Source organism: Proteiniborus sp. MB09-C3, from assembly GCF_030263895.1.
Classification (GTDB): domain Bacteria; phylum Bacillota; class Clostridia; order Tissierellales; family Proteiniboraceae; genus Proteiniborus.
Window position 1 is genome coordinate 3,571,210 of the sequence record NZ_CP127161.1, and the last position, 24,998, is coordinate 3,596,207.

The window sequence follows — 24,998 nt, forward strand, 5'->3', positions numbered from 1 at the left end:
GTTATATAATATTGAATATAGATTCAATGAATGGAGGTTCAATAGTGAATATTCGTGAAGAACAAAAAGAAAAGCGGAGAAACGAGATACTGAATGCAGGAATGGATTTGTTCATACGTAAAGGATATTATGCTACAAAAGTAAGTGATATTGCAGATCAAGTTGGAATGAGTGTTGGATTATTGTTTCATTATTTCGCTTCAAAGGAAAAACTATATGAAGAATTGATAAGCCTTGGTATTTCAGGACCTATGAGTATTATGGCTCATACAGAAAAGGAACCCCTTGCCTTTTTTGAAGATATTACAAGGCAAATTTTTCACTATATCAAAGCCGAACCATTCACTGCAAAGATGTTTATACTAATGAGCCGAGCCTTTTATAATGAAGCAACTCCTGACTGTGTCAAAGAGATGCTTGCCAGCTTTAATATTTACAAGCCGACTTCTGAGCTAATTTTGAAAGGTCAGAAAGGAGGTACTATCCGTAGCGGTGACCCTTATGCCCTTTCAATTGCTTTTTGGTCTGCTGTAAGGGGTATTGCGGAGGAAATTGCACTTAATCCAAATTCACCATGTCCTAATAGTGATTGGATTATTGATATAATAAGGAGGTAAGGTTGATGAAAAAGGTTATTATTATCGGTGGTGGTATTGCTGGGCTAACAGCAGGCGTATATGCCTGCCAAAGTGGTTTTGATGTGACGATTTATGAGGCCCATTCCATTCCAGGTGGTGCATCTACAAGCTGGAAAAGAAAAGGATATCTTTTTGAAGGTGGCATGCATTGGCTGACAGGCTCTTCTCCGAAAACCGCCTTCCATAAGCTTTGGCGTGAAGTCGGGGCATTGGATGATAATACTACCATTTATACTCGAGATCCATTTTTCGCCTTTGAGGATAATGGAAAGACAGCTTTCTTGTATCGGGATATTGATAAGCTGCAGTCTCATTTGATTAAGTTGTCACCGGAAGATGAAAAGGAAATAATCCGCCTTTGCAGGGATTTAAGAAAATTTATGAAGGTAGATATGCCGATTACCGATATTAAGAACATAAAGGTTAAAGAAAAGTCCACTATACCGATATCAAAACTGATTTCTATGATTCCTGCATTTTTTAGAATGTCTTTCTACTCAAATCAAACGGTAAAAGAATATGCAATGCGGTACAAAAATCCTTTTCTACAAAAATTGTTCAGAAATATTGTCGGCGGTGATAACAATGCCACAAGCATGTTGTTTACATTGTCAACTCTTGCAAAGGGTGACGGAGGATATCCTTCAGGTGGCTCACTTGCTATGGCTGGCAGGATGGCAAAACGGTTTGAAGCTTTAGGTGGTATAATAAAATATAATAGTAAAGTTGAAAGGATTATAATTAAAAACGGTAGTGTTAAGAGTATTATTTTTAACGGAGCAGAAATTTCTGCAGATGCGGTTATCATCGCACAAGATACACTGGCTGCGATTGATACTCTATTTGACAGTCCACTTAGAGAACCATGGGCGGATAAAATGCGTTCTGAAATCAAACCTATGCTAAATACTTTTATTTGTTTAGGCATCAAAGAGGACTTGTCGGATGTTCATGAGAGTATAGTCTTTACAAGTGATACTCCGGTAATCTGTGCTGGAGAAGAAATCAAGGAAATCAGTATAAATAACTATGCGACTTACGAAGGCTATGCTCCAAAGGGATGTACTGCCATTACTTCTATACTTGCAGGAGATAGTTATGAGTGGTGGAAAGAGCAGAAGATAAATGGTACATATGAATCAGAAAAACAAAAGCTTGCAGAAAACTTCATTGATGTTTTAGCTAAAAAATATCCTCAGATTGCTGGTAGGGTAGAAGTGTGTGATATCGCTACTCCTTTGACTTATGAACGCTATCTGAATTCTTATAAAGGTTCATGGATGTCGATTATGGGTAAAGGTGTAAAAATGCAGTCCTATCCTTCAAAACCTGAAAGTATATCCAATCTTTATTTTGCGGGCCACCGACTTATAATTCCCGGTGGACTTCCTATTGCCCTTGAAACGGGACGAAAAGCAGTACAATATTTATGCAGAGATACCAATATGGTATTTCAGGGGAATGCTTAGGACGGCTCCGCTCCAGATAAAAACCATGTGTCAAGATTAAATTGACACATGGTTTTTATCTGGAGCGGAAGACGAGATTCGAACTCGCGACCCTCGCCTTGGCAAGGCGATGCTCTACCACTGAGCCACTTCCGCATTTGGTGCGGGAGAGAGGACTTGAACCCCCACGTCAATGACACTAGATCCTAAGTCTAGCGCGTCTGCCAGTTCCGCCACTCCCGCATATTTTTATAGTCCTTTCGGACACTACTATCATAATTTCAACTTAATATTGGTGACCCATCCGCGATTCGAACGCGGGACACCCTGATTAAAAGTCAGGTGCTCTACCGACTGAGCTAATAGGTCTAAATAGATATATTTCTCGGATTGACCATATCATTACATTAACTCATTCTACTAATAGAATTTTATGGGGTGGATAACGGGATTCGAACCCACGACCTCCAGAGCCACAATCTGGCGCTCTAACCAACTGAGCTATATCCACCATAATATTTACATTTATGGCGTACCCACAGGGATTCGAACCCCGGACACACGGCTTAGAAGGCCGTTGCTCTATCCTACTGAGCTATGGGTACAAACAAGATTAGTCCCATTGAACACTTCAACCAAAAGCTTGTATTGAAGTAGGCCCTATCAAGCAATCCTATCAAAAACCCACATTAAGTTTGGAGCGGGTGAAGGGAATCGAACCCTCACAACCGGCTTGGGAAGCCGGTGCTCTACCACTAAGCAACACCCGCACTGGGCGTACAAAATAACTTTTCAGCTGACAATAATAAATTATACCACCCTTAGTCATATTCGTCAATACTTTTTCGACATTTTTTTATAGAATGTATTCCCAAAAAGTTTCTATACCTGCCTTATAACTAAATGGTCACTATTTCTCCTCTGACATTGTTATCGTCTACATATAGCATTCCTATACTCTTTGATGTACCTGCTCTAGGTAAAGTAGGGCTTCCTGGGTTTAGAAAAAGAATTCCGTCATGTTCTATTAGAGTTGAAGTATGACTATGTCCAAACAAAGCCACATCTGCATTTAGTTCCTTAGCTTTATAGTATATATCATTCAATCCATGCTTTACTCTATATAGATCTCCATGAGACATAAATATTTTTTTACCTTTTATTTCGATAATATTGTCATCTGGGGTATCAAAATCGTAATGATCACAATTTCCCTTTACATTAATGATTGTGGTATCAAAAGCTTCTTTTATATCCTTTACATCCTTTGAGTAGTCTCCAAGATGTATAATCAAATCAATACCATCTATTTTATTCAACGCGTTTATTGAATCCTGTACATGTCCATGAGTATCACTTATTACTGCTATTTTCATTTCCTTCGTCCTCTAAAAACTTTTTAAGCTCTTCTTTTAAGTTTCTCAATGCATTAGCTCTGTGGCTTATAGTATTTTTTATTTCTTCACCTAGCTCAGCAAAAGTCTTCCCATATCCATCGACTATAAATAAAGGGTCGTAGCCAAACCCCTTTTCTCCCCTTGGTTCAAAGCCTATTTTACCACTGCATTCTCCTGAAGTCAGCTTTATATTTTTATCCTCTAAAACTATTGCAATTATAGTTTTAAACATTGCTGTTCTTTCTTCTAGTGGCACACCTTCTAATTTTGTTAATAGTTTTTTATTATTACTGCTATATGTGGCATTTTCACCACTATATCTAGCAGAATAGACACCAGGCTCTCCATTAAGCTTATCCACAAAAAGGCCTGTGTCATCAGCTATAACTATTGCATTTGCTTTTTGAGCTATTTCTACTGCTTTTTTTGTAGCATTCTCCTCTAGTGTATCGCCATCTTCTATTACTTCAATATCACCATATCCTGCTTCTGTTTTTGATAGTACAGTAATAGGTAAATCCTTCAGTATATCTCTTATTTCCATTATTTTATGACTGTTATCACTTGAAACAATAAGTGTCTTTCTACTCATCTTTTGCTTCTCCTTTACTTACTGGTTTGATTAGGCCTACAAGGCTGCTTATCTCTTCCCCAAGAGACTCTTTTTGGAGTCTTATTAGCTCTTTGTTTCCTTTTTGCGCTAATGCTATTAATTCATTTAAATCCTTCAAAGAAAATGGTGATTCTTCTCCAGTACCTTGAATCTCTACAAAGTCTCCATTACCAGTCATGATAACATTCATATCTACCTTTGCATTGGAATCCTCTACATAGCATAAATCCAATATTGCCTCCTCATTGACAATTCCAACACTTACTGCTGACAAAAATCCCCTTAATGGAAGGTATGATATACTCCCTTCCTTATATAGTCCATGTAATGCATCTGTTAATGCAACAAATGCACCTGTTATAGAAGCTGTCCTAGTACCTCCATCAGCTTGTATTACATCACAATCCATCCAAATTGTCCTTTCTCCAATATCTTCTAATATGACAACAGATCTTAATGCTCTGCCTATTAGCCTTTGGATTTCTTGACTTCTACCTTCTACTTTACCCCTACTGGATTCTCTGATTTTTCTAGTAACAGTAGAACCAGGTAGCATAGAATATTCTGCTGTTATCCAACCTGTACCTGCACCTTTTAAAAAAGGCGGTACTCTATCATCTATCATTGCAGTACAGATAACTTTTGTCTCTCCCATTTCAATCAAGACTGAGCCTTGAGGATGCTTTATGTAGTTTCTAGTTATCTTAACCTTCCTTAACTCATCATTATTTCTTCCATCTATTCTACTCATCTGTATTCACCTTTCAATCAATTTTACACATAATATTGTTTCCTACTACTGAATATAATAACAGAGATTTTGAGTTTTATCTATAAAATTATTCCTTACAACTAAAAACTTAGATAAAATATTAAACAAACTTACAAATAAAAACTTTAATCCTTAGCAAATACAAATAAAAATATATATCGCTCAACCAATGTTAAGTAGAAAACCTACAATAAAATCAGGTATTTCTACAATTCTATCATGTTCGAAACCGTGAACTTATATTTTATATGGATTTCTTTTTATTTTAATAAAAAAACTACCAGCTGAGTGGTAGTCTTTTAATATTCATTGGCAAATACTGGTACAGTTTCCTGAGCATCTAGTTCTAGTCCTGCTTCTTCTATAGTCTTCCCATCAAATAATATTTCCACATATTCTATTTCTGGGAATTCCTTTAAGGTTAACCCGATATTTTTAGTCATTTTATTGAATACTGCTTGATCTGATATTATTTCGAAATCATGTGAAATAATATCTACATAAGCAACTCTATTATAAACCTCTACACCTTGAAACTCTATTCCATCTGGAATGTCTGAATAAAGTCCAGACAGTTCAGGTGCTCCTTTAAATAATGTTTCAAGAGATGTTAAAATATTTGTAGTTGGAGCAGATGTAGGTACAGTTACAGGAACATAGTATTCATATTCTCCATTGCCTATTCCTTTATAATAAACTGTAACCTTCGAAGTCCCATCACTTGAACCTTCCACTACATTTATATCTGCTCTTACTAATGGTTTCTGCACCTTTGTACCGTATTTGAGTTCTGGTACTATCTTTCCATCTACCATAAACTGTACTTCTTTAATATTTGAGAACTCAGTTAATGTATACACAACGCCCTTTATCATGTTTTCTTCATCTTTTTTTGATTGACTGTTCATGATTTGACTGTTGAAGTCAACCTTACACAAACCTGTATCTTGGTTAATTGACATTCCAATTATCTCCGTCCCTGCTGGAATCAAAGGCTTTAGTCCTATGCTTCCAATATCCTCTCTTATAGTTGGAGTATCTGTCATGTTTTTAAGTGCTGCTTTAGCTATGCCTTCTTCCCAAGGGACTTTTCTTTTTACAGGCACAAGATACCCATTTTCGTTCTGATAATAAAGAACTGTATTTCTTAAGCTTGCATCATCCATAATATTTGCATCATCATCGCTTCTTATTATTTGTATCTCTGGCTCATCGTTAGTTATTAAATCCTTCATCGTGTCTATTGCCTTACAACCAAATAGACCAAGTGCTAAGACTAATACTATAGCAAGTATAAACAACTTTTTGATATACATTCATTACCCTCCCTTTGCTAAAACTACTTAATAAAGTATATTAGCCCTAAGGGAATACTATGAATATTTTGTTTATTTCTATTTTCTTTTAATTTTTGAGAAATACCCTCCACTAATAAGTTTTGTTGTACTTACTGTAATAAAAGCTTCCTTGTCTAGGTTAGCTAATAGACCGTTAAGCTTATTTAGATCTTTTCTCTTTAGCATGATAGTCAATAAGTTTTTAGGCCCTTCCTTCCCTTGCCCTTCTATTACAGTGACTCCAAAACCATTGTCCCTTAATTCATGAACAATCTTATCGTCGTTATCATTTAATATGACCTGAGCAGTTAAATTACCCAGAGCAATTTTTTCCTCAATATAACTTCCTATGTAATTGCCACTAGCAAAGCCAAAAGCATATGCAAGTAGGTTTCCAGGGTTACTTAACCCATTTACAACCTTACCTAGAGCTACAATATATATAATGACTTCAAAAAAACCTATTATTGCAGCGTGCTTTCTCCTGCCCTGTACCACCATCAGCATTCTTATAGTTGACATAGAAACGTCCATTATTCTAGCCCCAAAGATAAAAAGATATCCAAATACAGCCTCCATACATTACCTCCTCACTCATCTCTTTTATATATAATACCCTATTTAAAATAATTATCAATAATTAAATAAAAAAATCACCCTACGTATTATAGAAAAATCTTAAACCTAAGATTCTCTACTACAATTAGGGTGATAGTAATTGCATCTATTTTTCTGTACTATTAAAATAATTCACTATTCCATTTGCTAGTGCTTGCGCTGCTTTTTCGTGGTATTCATCTGTAATGATTAGCTTTTCTTCTGCAGGATTAGTAACGAATCCAAGCTCTGCAAGTGCTGCTACCATCTTTGTCTCTCTTATTACAACTAAATCAGGCCTTTTTATTATTCCCTTATCTTTGTTGTTAAGTCCTGATAGCAATGAATCCTGTATAGCCTTTGCAAATGGGTACTGATCTCCTTCTTTTACCTTGCTGTCAAATGCAGGACAGTATAGGGTCTGTACTCCTGCTATGTCACTTTTTGTATTTGAGTTAAAGTGAATGCTAATGAATGCATCTGCATTATTTCTATTAGCAATGCCTGCCCTTTCATATAGATCTATAAATTCATCTGTACTTCTTGTAAGTATGGTTCTAAATCCAAGCTCTTTAAGCTTTTTATCAAGCTTAAGTGCAACCTTTAAATTCAAATCTTTTTCCTTTACCTTAGTGTTAGGTGCTATGGCTCCTGGATCTTTTCCTCCATGTCCTGCATCAATTATAATAAGCTTCGATCCATTGTTTTCTTCCATCTTATTAAAGGATATTTGTATTGTATCATCTACTGAATCTGAAAGTATTTCATATTCAATCTTTTCTTTAAAGCTAAAGGTGATAATCTTATGTTTTTCATCCTCATCTACTGCAATATTGGTAATATTCTCATCATTTACTTCCATTATGCCTTTTTCTAAGTTTATATCATTTTTATTTACCTTAATTTCCATCCGTCTGTTATTCTCGTCATAATTAACAGAGTAATTTGTTTTCTCCTCTGCAGATATCTTTATCAGACCGCCGTCTTCATATTTATTTGAATAAGATATATTCCTAAAGGCTTCATCATCAACAAAAATCGTCATTGTAGTTTTCTTAACATCTATCATAATATTAGGAGTTGTCTTATTTTCATTTATATCCAATACTACTCTTACCACATTATCCTGGTCGGCACTTGTAGGGTCTGGAACATATTGTGATGAGCGAATTCTCTTAATGAAATTTGAATTCACATCTAGCTGTAGGCTGTCTGTCCACAATTTTGAATCTAATATATCAATGACTACTCTGCTAGGATTAGATAATGTAAACATATTATATTTAAATTCTTCTGAGTTCTTTATAACTATAGCTTCTCTACCGTCTACCTTTTCTGAACTAATATCCCGGACATTATTTAAAAAGGATATTGTAGTAAGCTTGCTATCATTAGAAGAGCTAATACTGTATCCAATATGTTCATCTAAATCTATTACTATTCTAACTGTCTCAGGATAGCTAGAAAACTCAGCCATTCTTATACTCTTAATTGGCGACTTATTTACATCCATATTAATAGCTCCATTTGAATCAAGCATGGACTTATCACTAATATTTAGTTTACTATTATGTACATCTATAATTAGCCTGTCTGGCTCTGTAGAGTATTCTTCGCTATATTCTATTTTACCTGTGGAAATGATATTAATCTTTGGTTTGGCTTCTGTAGTATTCTCTACTGAAATCCCTGTAATTTCAGATATTGGACTAGTTATAGTGCCTGTCCGAGTTTTCTGGTCCCAATCAACTGTATATCCTAGAATTTCTGATACAAACCTTAAAGGAACCATAATTCTTGAATCATTTACTAAAATAGCTGGAACTCCATATGGTATTTCTTTTTTCACACCATTTACCGAAACTATAGAACTGTTTAATGTTAAAATAATTTCTTGATTTATTGTTTTGACTGTGGCCTCTTTTGTTTGTTGATTCCAATCCACCTCAGCATTGAGATGATTTCCGATAGATCTTATTGGCACTAGTGTTCTATCTTTAAGAATGATTGGAGGTATATCAGTTTCAATAGGCTTCCCATCAAACATCACATTAGCAATCGTAACGCTGATCTGTTTCCCATTGATACTGATCTTTGTGGAATTTTGCGACCCAGCTACTGCACCAGCTCCAATTCCCATCAACATAACAAGCACCATAAAAACTGCAACTATTTTCTTCATATCCTACCTCCTAAATCTCCATAATATTTTGTGATTATGTATACCTCCTTTAAAGTCAGTTCTACATACATCTACATTTTTCACAGCTGTGTATAGTATATATATATCACTTCATAAAATATTATGTCAATCGATTTGGGATTTTGTAATATTCTTTTAATATAGGAAGAAAAAAATATGAGCAAATAAATAATTGCACAATATTAAATCACCTTATATAACTCATCACTATCCGGTGACTCGATTTCTTTTAACTCTCCGTCAATTTCAACTAAAATATCTTTTTCTGTTATCTCCCCTATTACTGCTGATTCTATGCCATTTTGGCGAAGCTCTTTTTGAATTATGTCTACCTTTTCAGCAGGTGAAACCACTATTAAACTCCCACTGGATATTAGTTTAAAGGGATTGATATCTAATACACTGCATATTTCCCTTGTAGATTTCTTTAATGGTATGACTTTCATGTTTATTCTTACTCCTTTTTTTGTTGCTACTCCCGTTTCCCAGACGGCTCCAAATACTCCACCTTCAGTTATATCATGCATATAGGGAACCCCAATTTGTCCGCAAATTTTGCCTTCAGTCACAACACTGATATCCTCTATTAAAGACTTCCCTTCTTCTATAAGGTTTTGAGGAATTAAGGCCTTTAGTTTTTCTTCAAGCTCATTAGCTATTATAGCCGTTCCCTCTATACCAGCAGTTTTAGTAATTAATATTTTATCCCCTACTCTAGCCTTTTCAGGATTCAACATGTTTTTCTTTGGCTGCATTCCTAGAACTGTTGTTGAAACCACTATTTTATTCACTGCTTCTGTTATCTCTGTATGTCCTCCGATAATCTCAACATTTATCTCTGAAGCTGCTTTATTTGCATCCTCCATTATTCTTTTTATATCTTCCTCCGTACTGCTAGGAGGAACTAATATGGTCATGAGTAATCCTACTGGCTCTGCTCCATTGGATGCTACATCATTGCATGAAATATGCACAGCTAGCTTTCCTATATCTTTGGCAGCTCCTGTAATAGGATCAGTAGACACCACGCATACATTCTCACCAAAGTCTAATACAGCACAGTCTTTTCCTATGCCTGCTCTGGTCAATACTTCATTTCTTTTGTAGCTTATATTAGAAAATACGATTTTTTCTAATACCTCATTAGGTAATTTTCCTATCTTCATCTTTTACTCCCCCTTGTAAAGCTCCAAGCACTCTTTGACTGTCATTATTTTATGATCTGAAATTATTCTAAGTATAGTTATATCATCAGGCTCTATGTCGTGAAATATCATAACCTCTGCATCATATCCCTTTTCTTTATCACGTCTTGCTACTAGATTTTCATTAAAGCTTAAGGATGTATTCCAGTAATCCTCTATGACTTTTTTGCCTTCTTTATCTAAGTATTTGTTTGCTATTTCAAAGGATTTGATATTCTTTAATATAAATGGCTCATATATTCTATTTGCTAAATTTTCATTTGCAACCCAGCACCTGTCCTTATCTATTTTAAATGACATGATAACCGTATGAGAATGCCAGGAATGATCACTATTATAATTTAAGCTGGCAAATATAGCTTTTTCTCTCTTAACCCAATCTGGAATATTATCAGGTTTAAGTGAACTAATATATTTATGAAAGTCAAAATACATGGTATCATAGGTTGATTTATCATTGTATTTGATTCCATTCCTTAATATATTGTCTATGTCAGTAATGCAAGCCACATGATAAACAACTTCTGTATCATTGTAATCAGAAAAAAATGTAATATGATCACCTTCCTTCAAAATAAGTCTCTCATTACTATAGAATAACACATTATAGTTCAAAACTAAATCAGTAAATATAATACTTAAGTCATCTGGGCAAAATATATTAAATTTCTATTTAACAAGTTATTCTTGAAAAGGAGGTGTTTATAATGACTATAAACTGTTCAGAGAAATGTCTTTATGAAAATGAGGGAATATGCACATTAAATCGAATAATAATTTCATCAGGAAACATATCTTCTGGTTGCCCTTATTTTAAAAATAAACATGAATCACAGAAAAATATTGATGATAATTTGAAATAAAAGAGTTTTTATATATTATTATGCTTTTCCCATGATAAAACTATACAAAAAACAGCGGTGAAATTTTTCACCGCTGTTTTCTCCATATTTTTAGTGTTCTACAATATAAGCCCACTTATATTCTGTATCACAGCCAACTGCAAATCTAATAATATCCTTTACATATTCTCTTTGTACATATATTCTTGCTGGATGATATACGGGATATATTGGAAGATCCTTGACCAATAGCTTCTCTGCTTCTAGCATAGCATCTATTCTTTCGTCTCCCTCACCTTCAATAGCCTTCTTAATATATGCATCGTAATCTGGATTTGAATAATATGCATCGTTATTTCCGCCATCTGTTACAAATAAATCCATAAATGACATTGGATCATTGTAATCTCCGCCCCAACCAGCTAAACTTATTGTGTAATCCTTCTTATTGTATCTTTCTAGACGCATAGCAAATTCCATTTCCTCTATTTTAAGCTCTATTCCTAGATTATCCTTCCACATTTGTTGGAATGCCTGACTTATTCTGCTCCATGTTGTAGTATTACCTGCCACAATCGAAGAATGTTTTTGTAATTCTTCTTTAGTTATTCCAAGTTCTTTTAATCCTGTTTCTAAATATTCTTTAGCTTTCACAGGGTCAAAAGGTGCCGTCAAATCTCCACGATTCTCTGCAAAGTCTTTTCCATCTTTTCCTGCCAATAGTGGTGGTGTTAATCCTCCTGCTACTATAGAGCCATTTGCTAGCACTTTATCAACAAATGCTTGCCTATCTGCACCATATGCAAATGCTTTTCTAATATTTATATTGCTATAATACTTGTCATCCATATTAAACTGGAAATACCATGTAGTTGAATCTGCTGCTGAGCCAAATTCTGGTGTATTATGATAAGTAGTTAAGAATTCTGGTGGTACTACTATTACATCAAGTTCACCAGTATCATAAAGATTAACTATAGTATTATTTTCTTTGATCATGTCTCCTTCTATTCTTTCAAGCTTGACTGTATCTGCATCCCAGTAATTGGGATTTTTAGCCAATACTAATTTTTGTTCTCTTTCCCAAAGCTCAATTACAAATGGTCCACTGTAAACCATTTTGTCTGGAGCTGAAGCAAATTCTTCACCATACTTTTCTACAGCTGCTTTTTGTGCAGGTACATAAGTTACAAATGATGTCAAGCCTAGGAAAAATACCGTTGGTCTTACCAATTCAACCTGCAATGTCTTTTCATCTAAAGCCTTAATACCTACTTCATTTTTATCTGTAATTTTTTTCGTGTTAAATTCTTCTGCATTTTTAATATGATAAAACTGATATGCATATTCCGCTGCTACTTCCGGATCTATAGCTCTAAACCATGCGTATTCAAAATCATATGCAGTTATTGGAGTACCATCTGACCATTTAGCATCTTTTAGCTTGAATGTATAAATTAGTTCATCATCACTGATAGTCCAGTCTTCTGCTAATCCTGATCCCTTTGGAGTAGAACCATCTGGTTGAGTTCTTACTAAACCGTCATATATTGCGTTAGTAATCCACATAGAAACCTGATCTGTTGTAGTTTGCGGATCTAAATCTGGTGGATCTGATCCCCAGTTCACTCTTAATGTTTGATCTGCTGCTAACTTTTCCCCAGGGTCATCAGCAGGTGTATCAGTTGGCACGTTATCTTTTCCTTGCTGGTCTGGTCCTTGTTGGTCTGGTCCTTGAGATACAGGTTCAGTCTTATTACATCCTACAAGACCTAGCGACAAAATTATCACTAAAACCAATGTTAATGCTATGAGCTTTCTCATTAAGCTTTCCCCCTTAATTTTCTATTTACTTGCACATTTTAAAAATACTTATCAATCCTTCTTGCTAAACTTTCACCTCCTAAATAAATAAAATAATATAGCATTCTAATATTCTGTATATTTAGAAAAAATACTTTAGTGTAATAATGTTATTACATAATAGTAACATTTGTCAATAGGTTAATGCATATAAACATATTTAATAATATGATAAATACCTTTCAAAATTGCAGTTTCTTTGATAATAGCTATCTTAGAAGAATAAATCTCTTTTCTGCAGATCAATTTACTTTTGTATTAATTTTTATGCATGTACATAGCTTATAATTACTTTATTATAAAAAAAAGCGATGAATTTAAAATTCATCGCTTTTTTTATTCTAGTGTTCTAGGACATATGCCCATTTATATTCAGTATCACAACCAACTGCAAATCTTTCAATTCCTTTAACATATTCTTTTTGTACATATACTCTTGCTGGATGGAATAATGGATATATTGGATAATCTTTAGCTAATAGATTTTCGGCTTCCAGCATAGCATCGATTCTTTCATCCCCAGAGCCATTCATAGCCTTATTAATTAATTCATCATATTCTGGGTTTGAATAGAAGGCATCGTTATTTCCTCCGTCTGTTAAAAATAAATCCATAAATGTCATCGCATCGTTGTAGTCTCCACTCCAACCAGCAACGCTTATTCCATAATCTTTTTTGTCATATCTTTCTAGACGCATAGCAAATGACATTTGTTCTATCTTAAGCTCTACTCCTAGATTATCCTTCCACATTTGTTGCAATGCTTGCATTGTTCTGCTCCACCATGTGGATTCTCCTCCTATAAAGGATACATGCTTTTCAAATTCTTCTTTAGTTATTCCAAGTTCTTTTAATCCTGTTTCAAAATATTCTTTAGCCTTTGCTGAATCAAATTCTGGATACAAGTTTCCACGATTTTCAGCAAAATCCTTTCCATCTTTTCCTGCTAGTAGTGGTGGTGTTAATCCACCTGCTACCATTGAACCATCTGCAAGTATATTATCAACATATGATTGTCTATCTGATGCATAACCAAATGCCTTTCTGATGTTTATATTACTGAAGTATTTATCTTCCATATTAAATTGTAAATACCAAGTCGATGCATCTGCTGTTGAGCCAAATTCTGGTGTATCTTTATATTTGCTTAAAAATTCTGATGGAACTGCTGTAACATCTAACTCACCAGTATCATAAAGATTAATTTTAGTGTTATTGTCAGAAATCATATCTCCTTCGATTCTTTCAAGCTTAACAGTATCTGCATCCCAATAATTTGGATTTTTAGCTAGATTTAATTTTTGCTCTTTATCCCATGATTCAATCATAAATGGTCCGCTATAAACCATTTTATCTGGTGCTGAAGCAAATTCTTCACCAAATTCTTCAACAGCCGCTTTTTGTGCAGGTATATAAGTGATAAATGATGTTAAACTTAGGAAGAATGGAGTTGGTCTTTCTAGTGTAACTTCCAATGTCTTTTCATCTAACGCTTTGATACCTACTTCATTTTTATCTGTTATTTTTCCAGTATTAAATGCTTCTGCATTTTTAATGTGATAGAACTGATATGCATATTCTGAAGCTACCTCTGGATCGATTGCTCTAAACCATGCATATTCAAAATCTTGTGCAGTTATTGGTGTACCATCTGACCAGTTAGCATCCTTTAGTTTGAATGTATAAGTTAATCCATCCTCACTAATTGTCCAGTCTTCTGCTAATCCTGAACCCTTTGGAATAGTTCCATCTGGTTGAGTTCTTACTAAACCATCATAAACAGCATTAATAATCCAAAATGAAACCTGGTCTGTTGTTGTTTGTGGATCTAGATCTGGTGGATCAGATTGCCAGTTCACTTTTAATACCTGCTCTGCTGCTAATTTTTCTTCCCCTTTAGAAGCATCGCTACCATTGTTATCATTTGTTCCTTTGTCGTCTGCGTTAGTTTTACCACAGCCGGCTAATCCTAGAGTTAGCACCATCATTAGAGCTAAAACTAATGCTACCCATTTGTTTCTTCTCATACTTTTCTCCTCCCTTTATTGTAAAAATATTAAAGTGTATATATGAAATTGATTCCTTCAGGTTTTCAGGAGTATAGTTAATTTCCTTGATTTCCTGCTAAAAGTGAAGGAAATCAATGTTCATCCTATGCTAGTTAATGATCTATCTCACCATATGACATGCAACAAAATGTTCTGGATAAGCTTCTTTTAATTCAGGAGCACTTTTCCTGCAAATATCTTGAACCATTCTACATCTACCTTGGAACTTGCATCCTGGTGATGGATTTATAGGGCTTGGTACATCTCCCTCCAGCATTATTCTAGTCCTGCCCCTTTCGACATCAGGATCAGGAATCGGTACAGCCGATAATAGTGCCTGTGTATAAGGATGAAGAGGTTTTTCATAAAGCTCATTGCTAGCTGCAAGCTCTACTATCGCACCTAGATACATGACTGCTATTCTATCTGAAATATGCTTAACCATGCTCAAATCATGAGCAATGAATAAATAAGTGAGTCCAAACTCATTTTGTAAGTCTTCAAGTAGATTTACTACTTGAGCTTGAATAGATACATCAAGAGCAGAAATAGGTTCATCACAAACAATGAATTTAGGTTCAACAGCAAGTGCTCTAGCTATTCCTATACGTTGTCTTTGTCCACCACTAAACTCATGAGGATATCTATTTGCATGTTCTCTTCTCAAACCAACTAATTCTAGCAAATTATATATTCTTTTTTGTCTATCTTGTCCTTTGTAAAGCCCATGAATGTCTATTCCTTCTCCAATAATATCAGTAACTGTCATTCTAGGATTGAGGGAAGCATATGGATCTTGAAATATCATCTGTGCTGATCTAGTGAAATGCTTCTTTTCTAATCTGCTAAGTCTGCCAACATCCATACCATCAAAGATAATCTCTCCGCCTGTTATATCGTATAAGCCTACAATAGTCCTACCAGCAGTGGATTTGCCACAGCCTGACTCTCCAACTAGTCCTAAAGTTTCCCCTTCTTTTATACTGAAGCTTATTCCATCTACAGCCTTAAGAGTTAGTCCTCTGCCAACATTAAAATGTTTTTTTAAGTCCCTGACTTCTATTAATGTTTTTCTTTCATCCATAATAGCTACCTCCCTTCCCCGGTAATAGGATTTTTAACCTTAGGTGCATCTTCATGTTGAAGCCAACAATGCACATAATGTATATCATTTAGGTTGCTCTTTTCAGGATGATTTTCTTTACATATTTTCATAGCATAATCACATCTAGCTGCAAATGGACAGCCCTTAGGTGGGGCAAATAAATCTGGAGGAGTTCCTTCTATTGGTACAAGTCTCTCCTTTTGACCTATATCTAGTCTTGGCACTGATTTTAAGAGTCCCCATGTATATGGATGCTGAGGGTTGTGGAATATTTCATTTGCTGTACCACTTTCAATTATAACCCCTGCATACATAACTGCTATTCTATCTGCTACCTTAGCAACAACTCCAAGGTCATGGGTTATCAAAATAATAGATGTATTAAGTTTATTTTGTAAATCCTGCATTAGCTCCATGATTTGAGCTTGGATAGTAACGTCTAATGCTGTTGTAGGCTCATCAGCTATTAATAGCTTTGGATTACATGCTAGAGCAATGGCAATCATAGCTCTTTGCCTCATACCACCACTAAATTCATGCGGGTACTGCTCAACACGTTTTTCAGGTGTTGGCATACCTACTAGCCTTAGCATTTCCATAGCTCGTTCTTTTGCTTCTGACTTAGTCATTTTTTGATGTTTCATAAGACCTTCCATTATCTGTTTACCAACTCTCATAGTTGGGTTTAAAGAAGTCATAGGATCTTGGAAAATCATACTTATATCTTTACCACGAACTGCTTCCATCTGTTTATCTGTAAGCTTAGCTAAGTCTTTTCCCTCAAAGAATACATTGCCTTTTTTTATCCTTCCAGGGGGCATTGGAATAAGCTGCATTATTGTCTGTGCAGTAACTGATTTACCACAACCTGATTCTCCAACTATAGCTAAGGTCTCACCTTTTTTTACATGAAATGTTGTTCCTCTGACAGCCTGCACTTCTCCAGCATAAGTGTCAAAGGATACAGTCAAGTCTCTAACATCCAGCAAAACATTGTCTTTACTTTCCAATTTCTATCCCCCCTTACTTTCTAAGTCTTGGGTCTAATGAGTCTCTTAGACCATCACCTAAAATATTAAATGCAAGCATCGTGACACATATTAGAAGTGCTGGAAAGAACAATTGATATGGCTTTATTAATAGCATCAATGTTCCTTCATTAGCTAAACTACCCCAGCTTGCTAGAGGTGGCTGAATACCAAGTCCGATATAGCTTAAGAAGGCCTCAGTAAATATAGCACCAGGAACCTGGAATGTAAGGTTAATAATAATTGGTCCCATTGCATTTGGAATCAAGTGTTGTGCAATAATTCTAGATGTATCAGCTCCTAGTGTCTTAGCAGCCAATACAAATTCCATTTGCTTCAATTGCAATACCTGACCTCTAACTAATCGGGCCATTCCTCCCCAGCCAGAAATAGATATGGCAATAATTATGGTTTTTAATCCTGTACCCAATACTACCATTAGAAGAATTACCCATAGTAGTTCTGGAATAGAGTATATAATCTCAACAAAACGCATCATAATGATATCTACATATCCACCTAAATAACCAGATATACCACCATAAATAATACCTATTGTAACATTAATGACTGCCGATACTAAACCTATAAAGAGTGAAACTTTCGCACCTTCCCAGCATCTAACAAATATGTCCCTTCCTAAAGCATCTGTACCGAACCAGTGTGATGAACTTGGTTCTTTATTTATAGAAGTAAAGTCCTGTTTATCATAAGTGTGAGGACTTATCATAGGTCCTACAAAAGCCATGATAACTACTAAAGTCAATACTATTAATGCAATTATTGCTAGCTTATTCTCTTTAAGCCTTCTCCAAGCATCTGCCCAGTAAGTTAAACTTGGTCTAATTATTGCATCAGCACTCTCTAAATCTTTGCCTACTACTTCAAACATATCTTTCTCTATTCTATCTTGTGCCATTTTATTCCCCCCTTTAATCATCTAATCTTATTCTTGGGTCAACTAGTCCATAGACAATATCTATTAAATACATCATAACTACAAGAATCACCGCATAAAATATTGTTGTTCCCATGATTAACGTATAGTCGCTTTGCTGAATACTCTGAACATAATATTTACCCATACCAGGAACAGCATATATCGATTCAACAACGAATGAGCCTACTATAACACCTGCAATACTTACACCTATTATAGTGACTACTGGAAGTATAGCGTTTCTAATTGTATGCTTCCATGTTACAACACTTCTTGAAAGACCCTTTGCCTTTGCAGTTCTAATGTAATCTTGATTCAAAACATCTAGCATACTAGTTCTCATCATTCTGGCAATATACGCAATCATAGTAAATCCTAAAGCTGAAACTGGAAGTACATAGTGCTTCCATGTACCCCATCTAGCTACAGGAAACCATTGAAGCTTTGCTCCGAACCAGTATTGGAACAATGCTGCAAACACAAAGCTAGGTACCGAAACTCCTATGACTGCAAGAAAAATAACGAAGTAGTCAAATGCTTTACCTCTGTGTAATGCTGCAATAATACCAAAGGTAATTCCTAACCCTGCTCCTAAAGTTGCTGCCATTAAACCAAGCTTAGCAGAGACAGGGAAGGAGGTTTTTAACATTTCATTGACTGTTCTTGTTTTGTACTTCATAGAATCTCCTAAATCACCTTTAAGCAGATTTTGAAGATATTTTCCATATTGAACTACTAGAGGCTGATCTAAGCCGTATTTTCTCTTTAAGTTCTCCATAATTTGGGGTTGAATTTTCTTTTCATTAGTAAATGGATCTCCAGGTATTGCACGCATTAAGAAAAAAGTAACAGTTATGATTACCCAGATAGTAATTAAAGCTATAATACCCCGTTTCAAAGTATACCTTAACATGAATACACCTCCAAAATTCTATTAAAAGTCCTAAAAAACGTCAAAAAAACCACTCTCCCTCCCCAATAATTTCAATAGAAAATAAAATTAGAATGAAAAACATTTTGAAGCCTCTAAGATAATAGATTATTAAGATAAGGCTACATTATAAGCAAGATAAGTATGATATGAAATGCATTTACCAATTGTCAGAACTTTTAAAACTTTTTTATTATGATACATCATATCTATACACATTTCAATTAAATCTAGTTAAATAAATTATTAATAAAATGTAACAATACTTAATTCATGCGATTTTCTTAGCTTATATTTATTAAGAAATAGCTATTTTAAAAAGAAACTCTTCAAATACTTATGGTATAAAATTCTTTTTTTGTATTTATTTAATCTCTATTTTATAAAATAAATTCATCTGATTTATTAAGAAAATTTAACAATTCTATTTGATGTATTGAATTCTTATTCTATTTTTTTGAATAAGTATTAAATCAAACTTGGTAATTTAAAAATAAAAATATCTTAATTGGCTTAATATGCCAGCTTATAAAACTTGCCTATAAGAAAATATTATACGCATAAAAAGAAAAAGATGCAACATTATTCTTCTTAAAATAACAAGAAAATGCAGGAATGATTGGCACATCCTGCATTTTCTTGTTATTACTTAGATAATATTGCTTTATTATCTTATTTTACTATATTTAAAAACTCTTCACCAGTAATTATCTTTACTCCTAGCTCTTTAGCTTTATCTGCCTTGGAACCAGCTTCTTCCCCAACAATTACATAATCTGTTTTTTTGCTTACACTTCCTGAGGCTTTCCCACCCATTTTTTTGACCTTTTCCTCAGATTGGCTTCTGCTATACCCCTCGATGGTACCAGTTATTACAACTGTTTTACCAGTAAATATGGTTTCTTCTTCTATTTTCTCGTGTTCATATCTAATCTTAATTCCTTCTGATAATAATTTGTCAATACTATTCACTATTTTTTCATCATGAAAAAATTCAATTACGCTATTAGCCACTATATCTCCAATATCAGGTACTTTTATAAGTTCCTCATGCTTTGCTTCCATTAACTTTTCTAAGGATTGAAATTCATCAGCTAGGTCAGTGGCAGTTTTTTTACCTACATTAGGTATTCCCAATGCATATACAAATGAATCTAATTTACATTCTTTGCTCTTTTCAATAGCATCCAGAAGATTTTGCGCTTTTTTAGGTCCAAACCTCTCCAGATTTATTATATCTTCGAGCTTAAGCTCATATAACCCAGGTATATCCTTTAAGTGAATCTCTTCGAAAAGCTGAGAGGCAGTCTTTTCACTAAATCCTTCTATGTTCATAGCATCCCTGCTGGCATAATGGACTAATCTAGATACAAGCTGAGGCTTACAGGATAGAGAATTGGGACAAAATATATGTACTCCTTCTTGCACAAGCTCACTATCGCAGGCTGGACATTTTTCAGGCTTTGGTATTAATTCTGCTTCCTGACAGCTATCCTCTACGGTTCCCATTATCTCTGGTATTACATCATTCGACCTTCTTATCCACACTCTGCAGCCTATGGCTACCTTTTTTCTCTGTATATCATCCCAGTTATTGAGGGTTGCCCTTTTTACTGTGACTCCTCCAATATCAATAGGCTCCAGGAGCGCTGTTGGAGTAACCTTTCCAGTCCTTCCCACATTCCACTCTATACCTAAAAGCTTCGTAGTTACTTCCTCTGCCTCAAATTTGTATGCAATAGCCCACCTAGGAAACTTCTGCGTATATCCTAGAGCTTCTCTAGTTCTCATGTCGTTTATTTTTATTACTAGTCCATCAGTAAGTATGTCTAAACCTTTTCTATCTTCTTTCACTCTCTCAATTTCTTCTATTACTTCTTCTATGTTGTTAAATGATTTAAAGTATTCATTTACTGGAAACCTATTTTCCTTCAAAAATTCTATCATTTCGACATGAGTGTTAAACCTAAGCCCTTCAGAATAACCTATATTGTAAAAATAAGCTGTTAGATTTCTCTCTGCAGTAACCTTTGGATCAAGGTTTCTTAAAGCACCTGCAGCAGCATTTCTTGCATTCTTAAGAGGTTCTGCTGCTGTTTCATTGTATTTTTCAAGAGCAGAAAGTGGCATTAACCCTTCCCCTTGCACCTCTATAGTGCCTTTATGCTTTATACTAAGTGGTATAGATTTTATAGTTTTTAGCTGTGGCAATATAGCCTCTCCTATAGTTCCATTTCCTCTAGTAGCACCTTGGACTAGATTTCCATCTACATAAGTCAAATTAATTGTTAATCCATCAAATTTTAACTCCATGTCATAAGTTGGCTCTGGCAATTTTTCATCATGTTCTGAATTATACTGCTCAATTAGCTTTCTTGCTCTTTGATCCCAGCTTCTAAGCTCTCCAAAGCTTTGCCCCTTATCTAAACTCCACAAACTTCTTAGATGTCTATGCTTTTCGAATTTTTCTAGAGGTGCTCCACCTACTCTTTGAGTAGGTGAATCTGACAATATAATGCCAGTTTCACTTTCAAGTCTCAACAGCTCATCATAAAGTGCATCGTACTCCTTATCGCTGACCTTTGGACTATCTAATGTATAGTAATAGTAACTAAGCTGATTTAGTATATCTACTAGTTCCTTTATTCTATCCTGTTTATTCAAAAAGTTCACCCTCTCTCTATAAAATTTCTATAGGTGCAAATGAAAGCATCAATTTCTTTATACCCTGACTATTAAATGCAATTATTAACTCTTTATCATTATCTAAATCTTTGACCTGAACTACTGTACCTATACCCCAAGCCTTATGGTTAACCTTCGTCCCAGGCTTAACGTCTAGATTTGAAACCACAGGAGCTTTTCTGGTATTTTCTACAGTATATCCTGCAAAGTATTTCGAAGAAGTATTAACATTTATCTTAGTAGGTATCGTAGATACAGTACTTGCTTCGCTTTCATTTAAATCCTCAATAAACTCATCGGGTACTTCTCTTAAAAATCTAGACATGGAGTTAACACCTGTTTTACCATAAAGCATACGACTGAAGGCACGTGTCATAAATAACATTTCCTCTGCTCTTGTGATGCCTACGTAGCATAGCCTTCTTTCCTCTTCCATATCGTCCTCACTAAAATATGCTCTAGAAGTTGGAAATAGACTTTCTTCCATTCCGGTCATAAAAACTACTGGAAATTCAAGTCCCTTTGCACTATGCAGAGTCATCATTGTAACTGTGTCTCTATCATTTTCATCTGTTTTATCTAAATCTGAAAGAAGTGAGATATTTGCAAGAAACCCTTCGAGAGTTTTGTCTTCACTGGTTTCTTCAAAATTCACAGCTACTGATAAAAACTCTTTAATATTCTCTATTCTAGACTCTGCCTGTACAGTTTCCTCCTGTTGTATTTCCTCAATATATCCAATTGAGTCTATTATATTTTCTATTAACTCCGTTACAGTAAATAGCTCTTTCATGGCCATAAATTTTCTTATCAATAAAGAAAAAGAGTTCAAGCTGTCTTTAGCTCTTGGAGTAAGTCCCGGTATTTCATCACATTCTAGCATTGCTCCAAATATACTGTCTTCTTTTTTTATACTGTATTGCTCTAATCTATCTAATGTTGTCTTGCCTAACCCTCTTTTTGGCACATTTACTATCCTTTTAAATGCATAATTGTCTACAGGGTTCTGAATTAATCTTAAATAAGCTATGATATCCTTTATTTCTTTTCTATCATAGAATTTATGTCCTCCAACTATTTTATAAGGTATATTAGCTTTTAAAAATGCTTCTTCTATTACACGTGACTGAGCATTTGTTCTATATAAAATAGCAAAGTCTGATAATTTTTTGTCTTCTTTTTCAGATACTTCTTTTATTTTATCTACTATGAAATTAGCTTCTTCATGTTCATTTGCTCCGCTGAAAATTTTTATTAGACATCCTTCGTCGTTTGCAGTCCATAATCTTTTACTCTTTCTACCTTCATTGTTTTCAATTACCTGGTTGGCAGCATTTAGGATTGTCTTTGTGGAGCGGTAGTTTTGTTCTAGTTTGATGACCTCTGCATTTGAATAATCCTTTTCAAAGTCTAGGATATTTCTGATATCAGCCCCGCGCCATCCATATATGGAGTTATGAACAGCTATACCTTGGCACAAATATTGTCTAAAATTAGGTACAGAGATATCATAAACATATCCATCATATTCTTCAATTGAAACTTCTTCAACAATATCTTCTATTATTTTACCATCTTGGAATGCAGCTATACTCATTGATGGCTTGATGTGAGAAGCTGGCATATAGTAAAAGCTTTCATCCTCAGTTAATCTTGCCCTTCTCACTATCTCTATTCCGTTATCCAATTCTTGAATACTCTTTCCATACACATTAGTTTCATCATAGTATATTCTCTCAGTTTCAATTCTCCAAGTATTCCTTTGCCCTTTCCTCACAGGGAAGCCTGCCCTTCTAGCTTTTTCTTCCAGTTCATCATTAGAAGTGTTAAATGCGATTCTATGGCTATGCCAACCTTTATCTGCGCCTGTTATTCTCCCTCCAAAAAAGGTTAAGTTTACAAGTCTTCTTATAGTTCCTCCACTAATTATAGCATTAGGTCTATGGTGTGGAAACTCTTCAAAAATTAGGAGATCATTCATTAGCTTAATGGCATTACTTTCTGTATCTATTTCACTAAATAGTTCATCTATATAGTTTTGAGTTAATGAAATCCCTCTACCAACATTATGAAATACAGTAGTAGGTATTCCATACTTAAATGAATATAACTGCTCATAAAAAACTGTTTCTTCTTTGCTGTTACATATTTTAAGAATCCAAGCCTTATCTCCATGTTCTTGGTTTAATCTCACCATTAAACCATTAATAATCTCACCTTCTCTGCTTCTAACTCCTTGTGTTTGTCCGATTCTGTATCCTTTTCCTTTTTTGTACATAAGGTAAACATAATATACTCCAGGTTGAACATTTAGCTTTCCAAACATAATATGATTAGGAGTTGTCTTAATAACATTTCCTTTTTGAGTTTTAATTTTTACTATTGGACCCGAATATTCTTTTTCTATCTTTTTTTCTACAATTCCTTCTAACACGTTTCCCCAGCCAGACGGTGAGTAAACCCTTTGCCCCTCTAAAAGTTGTTCAATAGGTATGCTGCCGTCCGGCGTATTAACCAACATACCTTGAAGAATACATTGGTCATCATCTCCCACCACACAGATGTTATTATATTTCTTTGACAATAAATTGATTAGTATATACTGTGCTCTGTTTGTATCTTGATATTCATCAACTAATATATACTTAAATTTATCCTGATAAAATTCGAGTATATTTGTAAACTGTTTAAATAGTTCTATAGTTTTATTAATTAAATCATCAAAGTCTAAAGCGTTGTTTTCCTTAAGCTTTTTTTGATAGAGGCTATATATCTCTCCTTTTTGTCTCTCTCTAAAATCGCCATAGTTTTGATTTATATAGGTATCTGGTTCTACTAGATTATCTTTTTGTGACCCTATGAAGCCCATCATTGCAGCTACTTCATACATTTTTTCATTTAGATTCAATTCCTTGATACAGTCCTTGATTAAAGTCTTTTGATCTGTTGTATCAAATATGACGAAATTTTTTCCATATCCAAGCTTCTCAATATCTCTTCTAAGTATTCTCACACATATTGAGTGAAATGTACCTGCCCAAATGTTTTCTGCTTCGTCCCCAATTAATCTTGCAATTCTTTCCTTCATTTCATTTGCTGCCTTATTCGTAAAAGTAAGAGCAAGTATATTATATGGCCTTACTCCTTTTTCTTGTATTATATATGCTATTCTATGAGTAAGTACCCTTGTCTTTCCACTACCTGCACCAGCAAGAACTAACAGTGGTCCTTCTGTAGCCAATACCGCTTCTCTCTGTTTATCATTAAGTCCATCTAGAAAATTCATCGATAGGTTTCTCCTTTCATTTTCCTCTCTTTTCATTATTATATAGGAAAAATAAAATGC

19 protein-coding genes and 6 tRNA genes are annotated in these 24,998 nt (G+C 34.6%); 3 read left to right on the forward strand and 22 right to left on the reverse strand.

The features are described from left to right. Positions 1–44: 44 nt before the first annotated feature. Positions 45–617 carry a TetR/AcrR family transcriptional regulator gene (locus tag QO263_RS17540; RefSeq protein ID WP_285624281.1) on the forward strand — a complete coding sequence of 191 codons (573 nt, stop codon included), beginning with the start codon at positions 45–47 and terminating at the stop codon, positions 615–617. A 5-nt stretch (positions 618–622) separates the two neighbouring features. Continuing rightward, positions 623–2,107: a phytoene desaturase family protein gene (locus QO263_RS17545; protein ID WP_285624284.1), complete on the forward strand. Its 1,485-nt coding sequence runs from the start codon at positions 623–625 to the stop codon at positions 2,105–2,107. Positions 2,108–2,167: 60 nt separating this feature from the next. Here the strand turns inward: QO263_RS17545 and QO263_RS17550 are convergent. The 14 genes from QO263_RS17550 to QO263_RS17615 all read right to left on the reverse strand — a co-directional run bounded on the left by QO263_RS17550 (position 2,168) and on the right by QO263_RS17615 (position 10,783). Beyond that, positions 2,168–2,242 (reverse strand) — tRNA-Gly (locus QO263_RS17550). Positions 2,243–2,245: 3 nt separating this feature from the next. Then, positions 2,246–2,329: transfer RNA gene (locus QO263_RS17555), tRNA-Leu, on the reverse strand. Positions 2,330–2,379: 50 nt separating this feature from the next. Next, positions 2,380–2,455, reverse strand: a tRNA-Lys gene (locus QO263_RS17560). Between the two features lie 65 nt (positions 2,456–2,520). Continuing rightward, a tRNA-His gene (locus QO263_RS17565) sits at positions 2,521–2,597 on the reverse strand. A gap of 17 nt (positions 2,598–2,614) precedes the next feature. Beyond that, positions 2,615–2,691, reverse strand: a tRNA-Arg gene (locus QO263_RS17570). Between the two features lie 91 nt (positions 2,692–2,782). Further along, positions 2,783–2,856: transfer RNA gene (locus tag QO263_RS17575), tRNA-Gly, on the reverse strand. A 129-nt stretch (positions 2,857–2,985) separates the two neighbouring features. Further along, entirely contained in the window at positions 2,986–3,462 is a 477-nt protein-coding gene (locus tag QO263_RS17580; RefSeq protein WP_285624286.1) for a metallophosphoesterase, read from the reverse strand. Then, on the reverse strand, positions 3,440–4,075 hold the full coding sequence (locus QO263_RS17585; protein WP_285624288.1) for an XTP/dITP diphosphatase: 636 nt from the start codon (positions 4,073–4,075) through the stop codon (positions 3,440–3,442). Before QO263_RS17585 ends, QO263_RS17580 begins: the two co-directional genes overlap by 23 nt. Further along, entirely contained in the window at positions 4,068–4,847 is a 780-nt protein-coding gene (rph, locus tag QO263_RS17590) for a ribonuclease PH (RefSeq protein ID WP_285624290.1), read from the reverse strand. Before rph ends, QO263_RS17585 begins: the two co-directional genes overlap by 8 nt. Positions 4,848–5,167: 320 nt before the next feature. Next, entirely contained in the window at positions 5,168–6,184 is a 1,017-nt protein-coding gene (locus QO263_RS17595) for a GerMN domain-containing protein (RefSeq protein WP_285624292.1), read from the reverse strand. 78 nt (positions 6,185–6,262) lie between these two features. Then, the gene (locus QO263_RS17600) at positions 6,263–6,784 is read right to left on the reverse strand and encodes a DUF2179 domain-containing protein (protein ID WP_285624295.1); all 522 of its coding nucleotides are present in this window, start codon (positions 6,782–6,784) and stop codon (positions 6,263–6,265) included. Positions 6,785–6,929: 145 nt separating this feature from the next. Beyond that, the gene (locus QO263_RS17605) at positions 6,930–8,984 is read right to left on the reverse strand and encodes an N-acetylmuramoyl-L-alanine amidase (protein ID WP_285624298.1); all 2,055 of its coding nucleotides are present in this window, start codon (positions 8,982–8,984) and stop codon (positions 6,930–6,932) included. A 203-nt stretch (positions 8,985–9,187) separates the two neighbouring features. Beyond that, complete coding sequence (locus tag QO263_RS17610) at positions 9,188–10,171, reverse strand: AIR synthase family protein (protein ID WP_285624300.1); 984 nt, start codon at positions 10,169–10,171, stop codon at positions 9,188–9,190. A 3-nt stretch (positions 10,172–10,174) separates the two neighbouring features. Next, a complete protein-coding gene (locus QO263_RS17615) occupies positions 10,175–10,783 on the reverse strand; it encodes a hypothetical protein (RefSeq protein WP_285624303.1) in 609 nt (202 codons plus the stop codon). A 134-nt stretch (positions 10,784–10,917) separates the two neighbouring features. Between QO263_RS17615 and QO263_RS17620 the strand changes: the two genes are divergently transcribed. Beyond that, entirely contained in the window at positions 10,918–11,073 is a 156-nt protein-coding gene (locus tag QO263_RS17620) for a hydroxymyristoyl-ACP dehydratase (protein WP_285624306.1), read from the forward strand. A 90-nt stretch (positions 11,074–11,163) separates the two neighbouring features. On the opposite strand, the gene QO263_RS17625 is transcribed toward QO263_RS17620, so the two are convergent. The 8 genes from QO263_RS17625 to QO263_RS17660 form a co-directional block, all read right to left on the reverse strand. After that, the gene (locus QO263_RS17625; protein WP_285624308.1) at positions 11,164–12,876 is read right to left on the reverse strand and encodes a peptide ABC transporter substrate-binding protein; all 1,713 of its coding nucleotides are present in this window, start codon (positions 12,874–12,876) and stop codon (positions 11,164–11,166) included. Between the two features lie 380 nt (positions 12,877–13,256). Continuing rightward, positions 13,257–14,942, reverse strand: a complete 1,686-nt coding sequence (locus tag QO263_RS17630) for a peptide ABC transporter substrate-binding protein (protein WP_285624309.1) — start codon at positions 14,940–14,942, stop codon at positions 13,257–13,259. A 142-nt stretch (positions 14,943–15,084) separates the two neighbouring features. Continuing rightward, positions 15,085–16,047: an ABC transporter ATP-binding protein gene (locus QO263_RS17635; protein ID WP_285624311.1), complete on the reverse strand. Its 963-nt coding sequence runs from the start codon at positions 16,045–16,047 to the stop codon at positions 15,085–15,087. Positions 16,048–16,052: 5 nt separating this feature from the next. Beyond that, positions 16,053–17,078 (reverse strand): ABC transporter ATP-binding protein, encoded by a 1,026-nt coding sequence (locus tag QO263_RS17640; RefSeq protein ID WP_285624313.1) that lies wholly within the window; start codon positions 17,076–17,078, stop codon positions 16,053–16,055. 13 nt (positions 17,079–17,091) lie between these two features. Then, complete coding sequence (locus QO263_RS17645) at positions 17,092–18,015, reverse strand: ABC transporter permease (protein ID WP_285624316.1); 924 nt, start codon at positions 18,013–18,015, stop codon at positions 17,092–17,094. A gap of 13 nt (positions 18,016–18,028) precedes the next feature. Then, complete coding sequence (locus QO263_RS17650) at positions 18,029–18,949, reverse strand: ABC transporter permease (RefSeq protein ID WP_285624320.1); 921 nt, start codon at positions 18,947–18,949, stop codon at positions 18,029–18,031. Between the two features lie 690 nt (positions 18,950–19,639). After that, a complete protein-coding gene (ligA, locus tag QO263_RS17655) occupies positions 19,640–21,631 on the reverse strand; it encodes an NAD-dependent DNA ligase LigA (RefSeq protein WP_285624323.1) in 1,992 nt (663 codons plus the stop codon). A gap of 16 nt (positions 21,632–21,647) precedes the next feature. Beyond that, the gene (locus tag QO263_RS17660) at positions 21,648–24,938 is read right to left on the reverse strand and encodes a UvrD-helicase domain-containing protein (RefSeq protein WP_285624325.1); all 3,291 of its coding nucleotides are present in this window, start codon (positions 24,936–24,938) and stop codon (positions 21,648–21,650) included. Positions 24,939–24,998: the final 60 nt, after the last annotated feature.

Bases quoted from the DNA above. Each gene is read 5' to 3' on its own strand.
- QO263_RS17545 (WP_285624284.1), top strand. From the start codon at position 623: ATGAAAAAGGTTATTATTATCGGTGGTGGTATTGCTGGGCTAACAGCA.
- QO263_RS17580 (WP_285624286.1), bottom strand. From the start codon at position 3,462: ATGAAAATAGCAGTAATAAGTGATACTCATGGACATGTACAGGATTCA.
- QO263_RS17585 (WP_285624288.1), bottom strand. From the start codon at position 4,075: ATGAGTAGAAAGACACTTATTGTTTCAAGTGATAACAGTCATAAAATA.
- rph (WP_285624290.1), bottom strand. From the start codon at position 4,847: ATGAGTAGAATAGATGGAAGAAATAATGATGAGTTAAGGAAGGTTAAG.
- QO263_RS17595 (WP_285624292.1), bottom strand. From the start codon at position 6,184: ATGTATATCAAAAAGTTGTTTATACTTGCTATAGTATTAGTCTTAGCA.
- QO263_RS17600 (WP_285624295.1), bottom strand. From the start codon at position 6,784: ATGGAGGCTGTATTTGGATATCTTTTTATCTTTGGGGCTAGAATAATG.
- QO263_RS17605 (WP_285624298.1), bottom strand. From the start codon at position 8,984: ATGAAGAAAATAGTTGCAGTTTTTATGGTGCTTGTTATGTTGATGGGA.
- QO263_RS17610 (WP_285624300.1), bottom strand. From the start codon at position 10,171: ATGAAGATAGGAAAATTACCTAATGAGGTATTAGAAAAAATCGTATTT.
- QO263_RS17620 (WP_285624306.1), top strand. From the start codon at position 10,918: ATGACTATAAACTGTTCAGAGAAATGTCTTTATGAAAATGAGGGAATA.
- QO263_RS17625 (WP_285624308.1), bottom strand. From the start codon at position 12,876: ATGAGAAAGCTCATAGCATTAACATTGGTTTTAGTGATAATTTTGTCG.
- QO263_RS17630 (WP_285624309.1), bottom strand. From the start codon at position 14,942: ATGAGAAGAAACAAATGGGTAGCATTAGTTTTAGCTCTAATGATGGTG.
- QO263_RS17635 (WP_285624311.1), bottom strand. From the start codon at position 16,047: ATGGATGAAAGAAAAACATTAATAGAAGTCAGGGACTTAAAAAAACAT.
- QO263_RS17645 (WP_285624316.1), bottom strand. From the start codon at position 18,015: ATGGCACAAGATAGAATAGAGAAAGATATGTTTGAAGTAGTAGGCAAA.
- QO263_RS17650 (WP_285624320.1), bottom strand. From the start codon at position 18,949: ATGTTAAGGTATACTTTGAAACGGGGTATTATAGCTTTAATTACTATC.
- QO263_RS17660 (WP_285624325.1), bottom strand. From the start codon at position 24,938: ATGAATTTTCTAGATGGACTTAATGATAAACAGAGAGAAGCGGTATTG.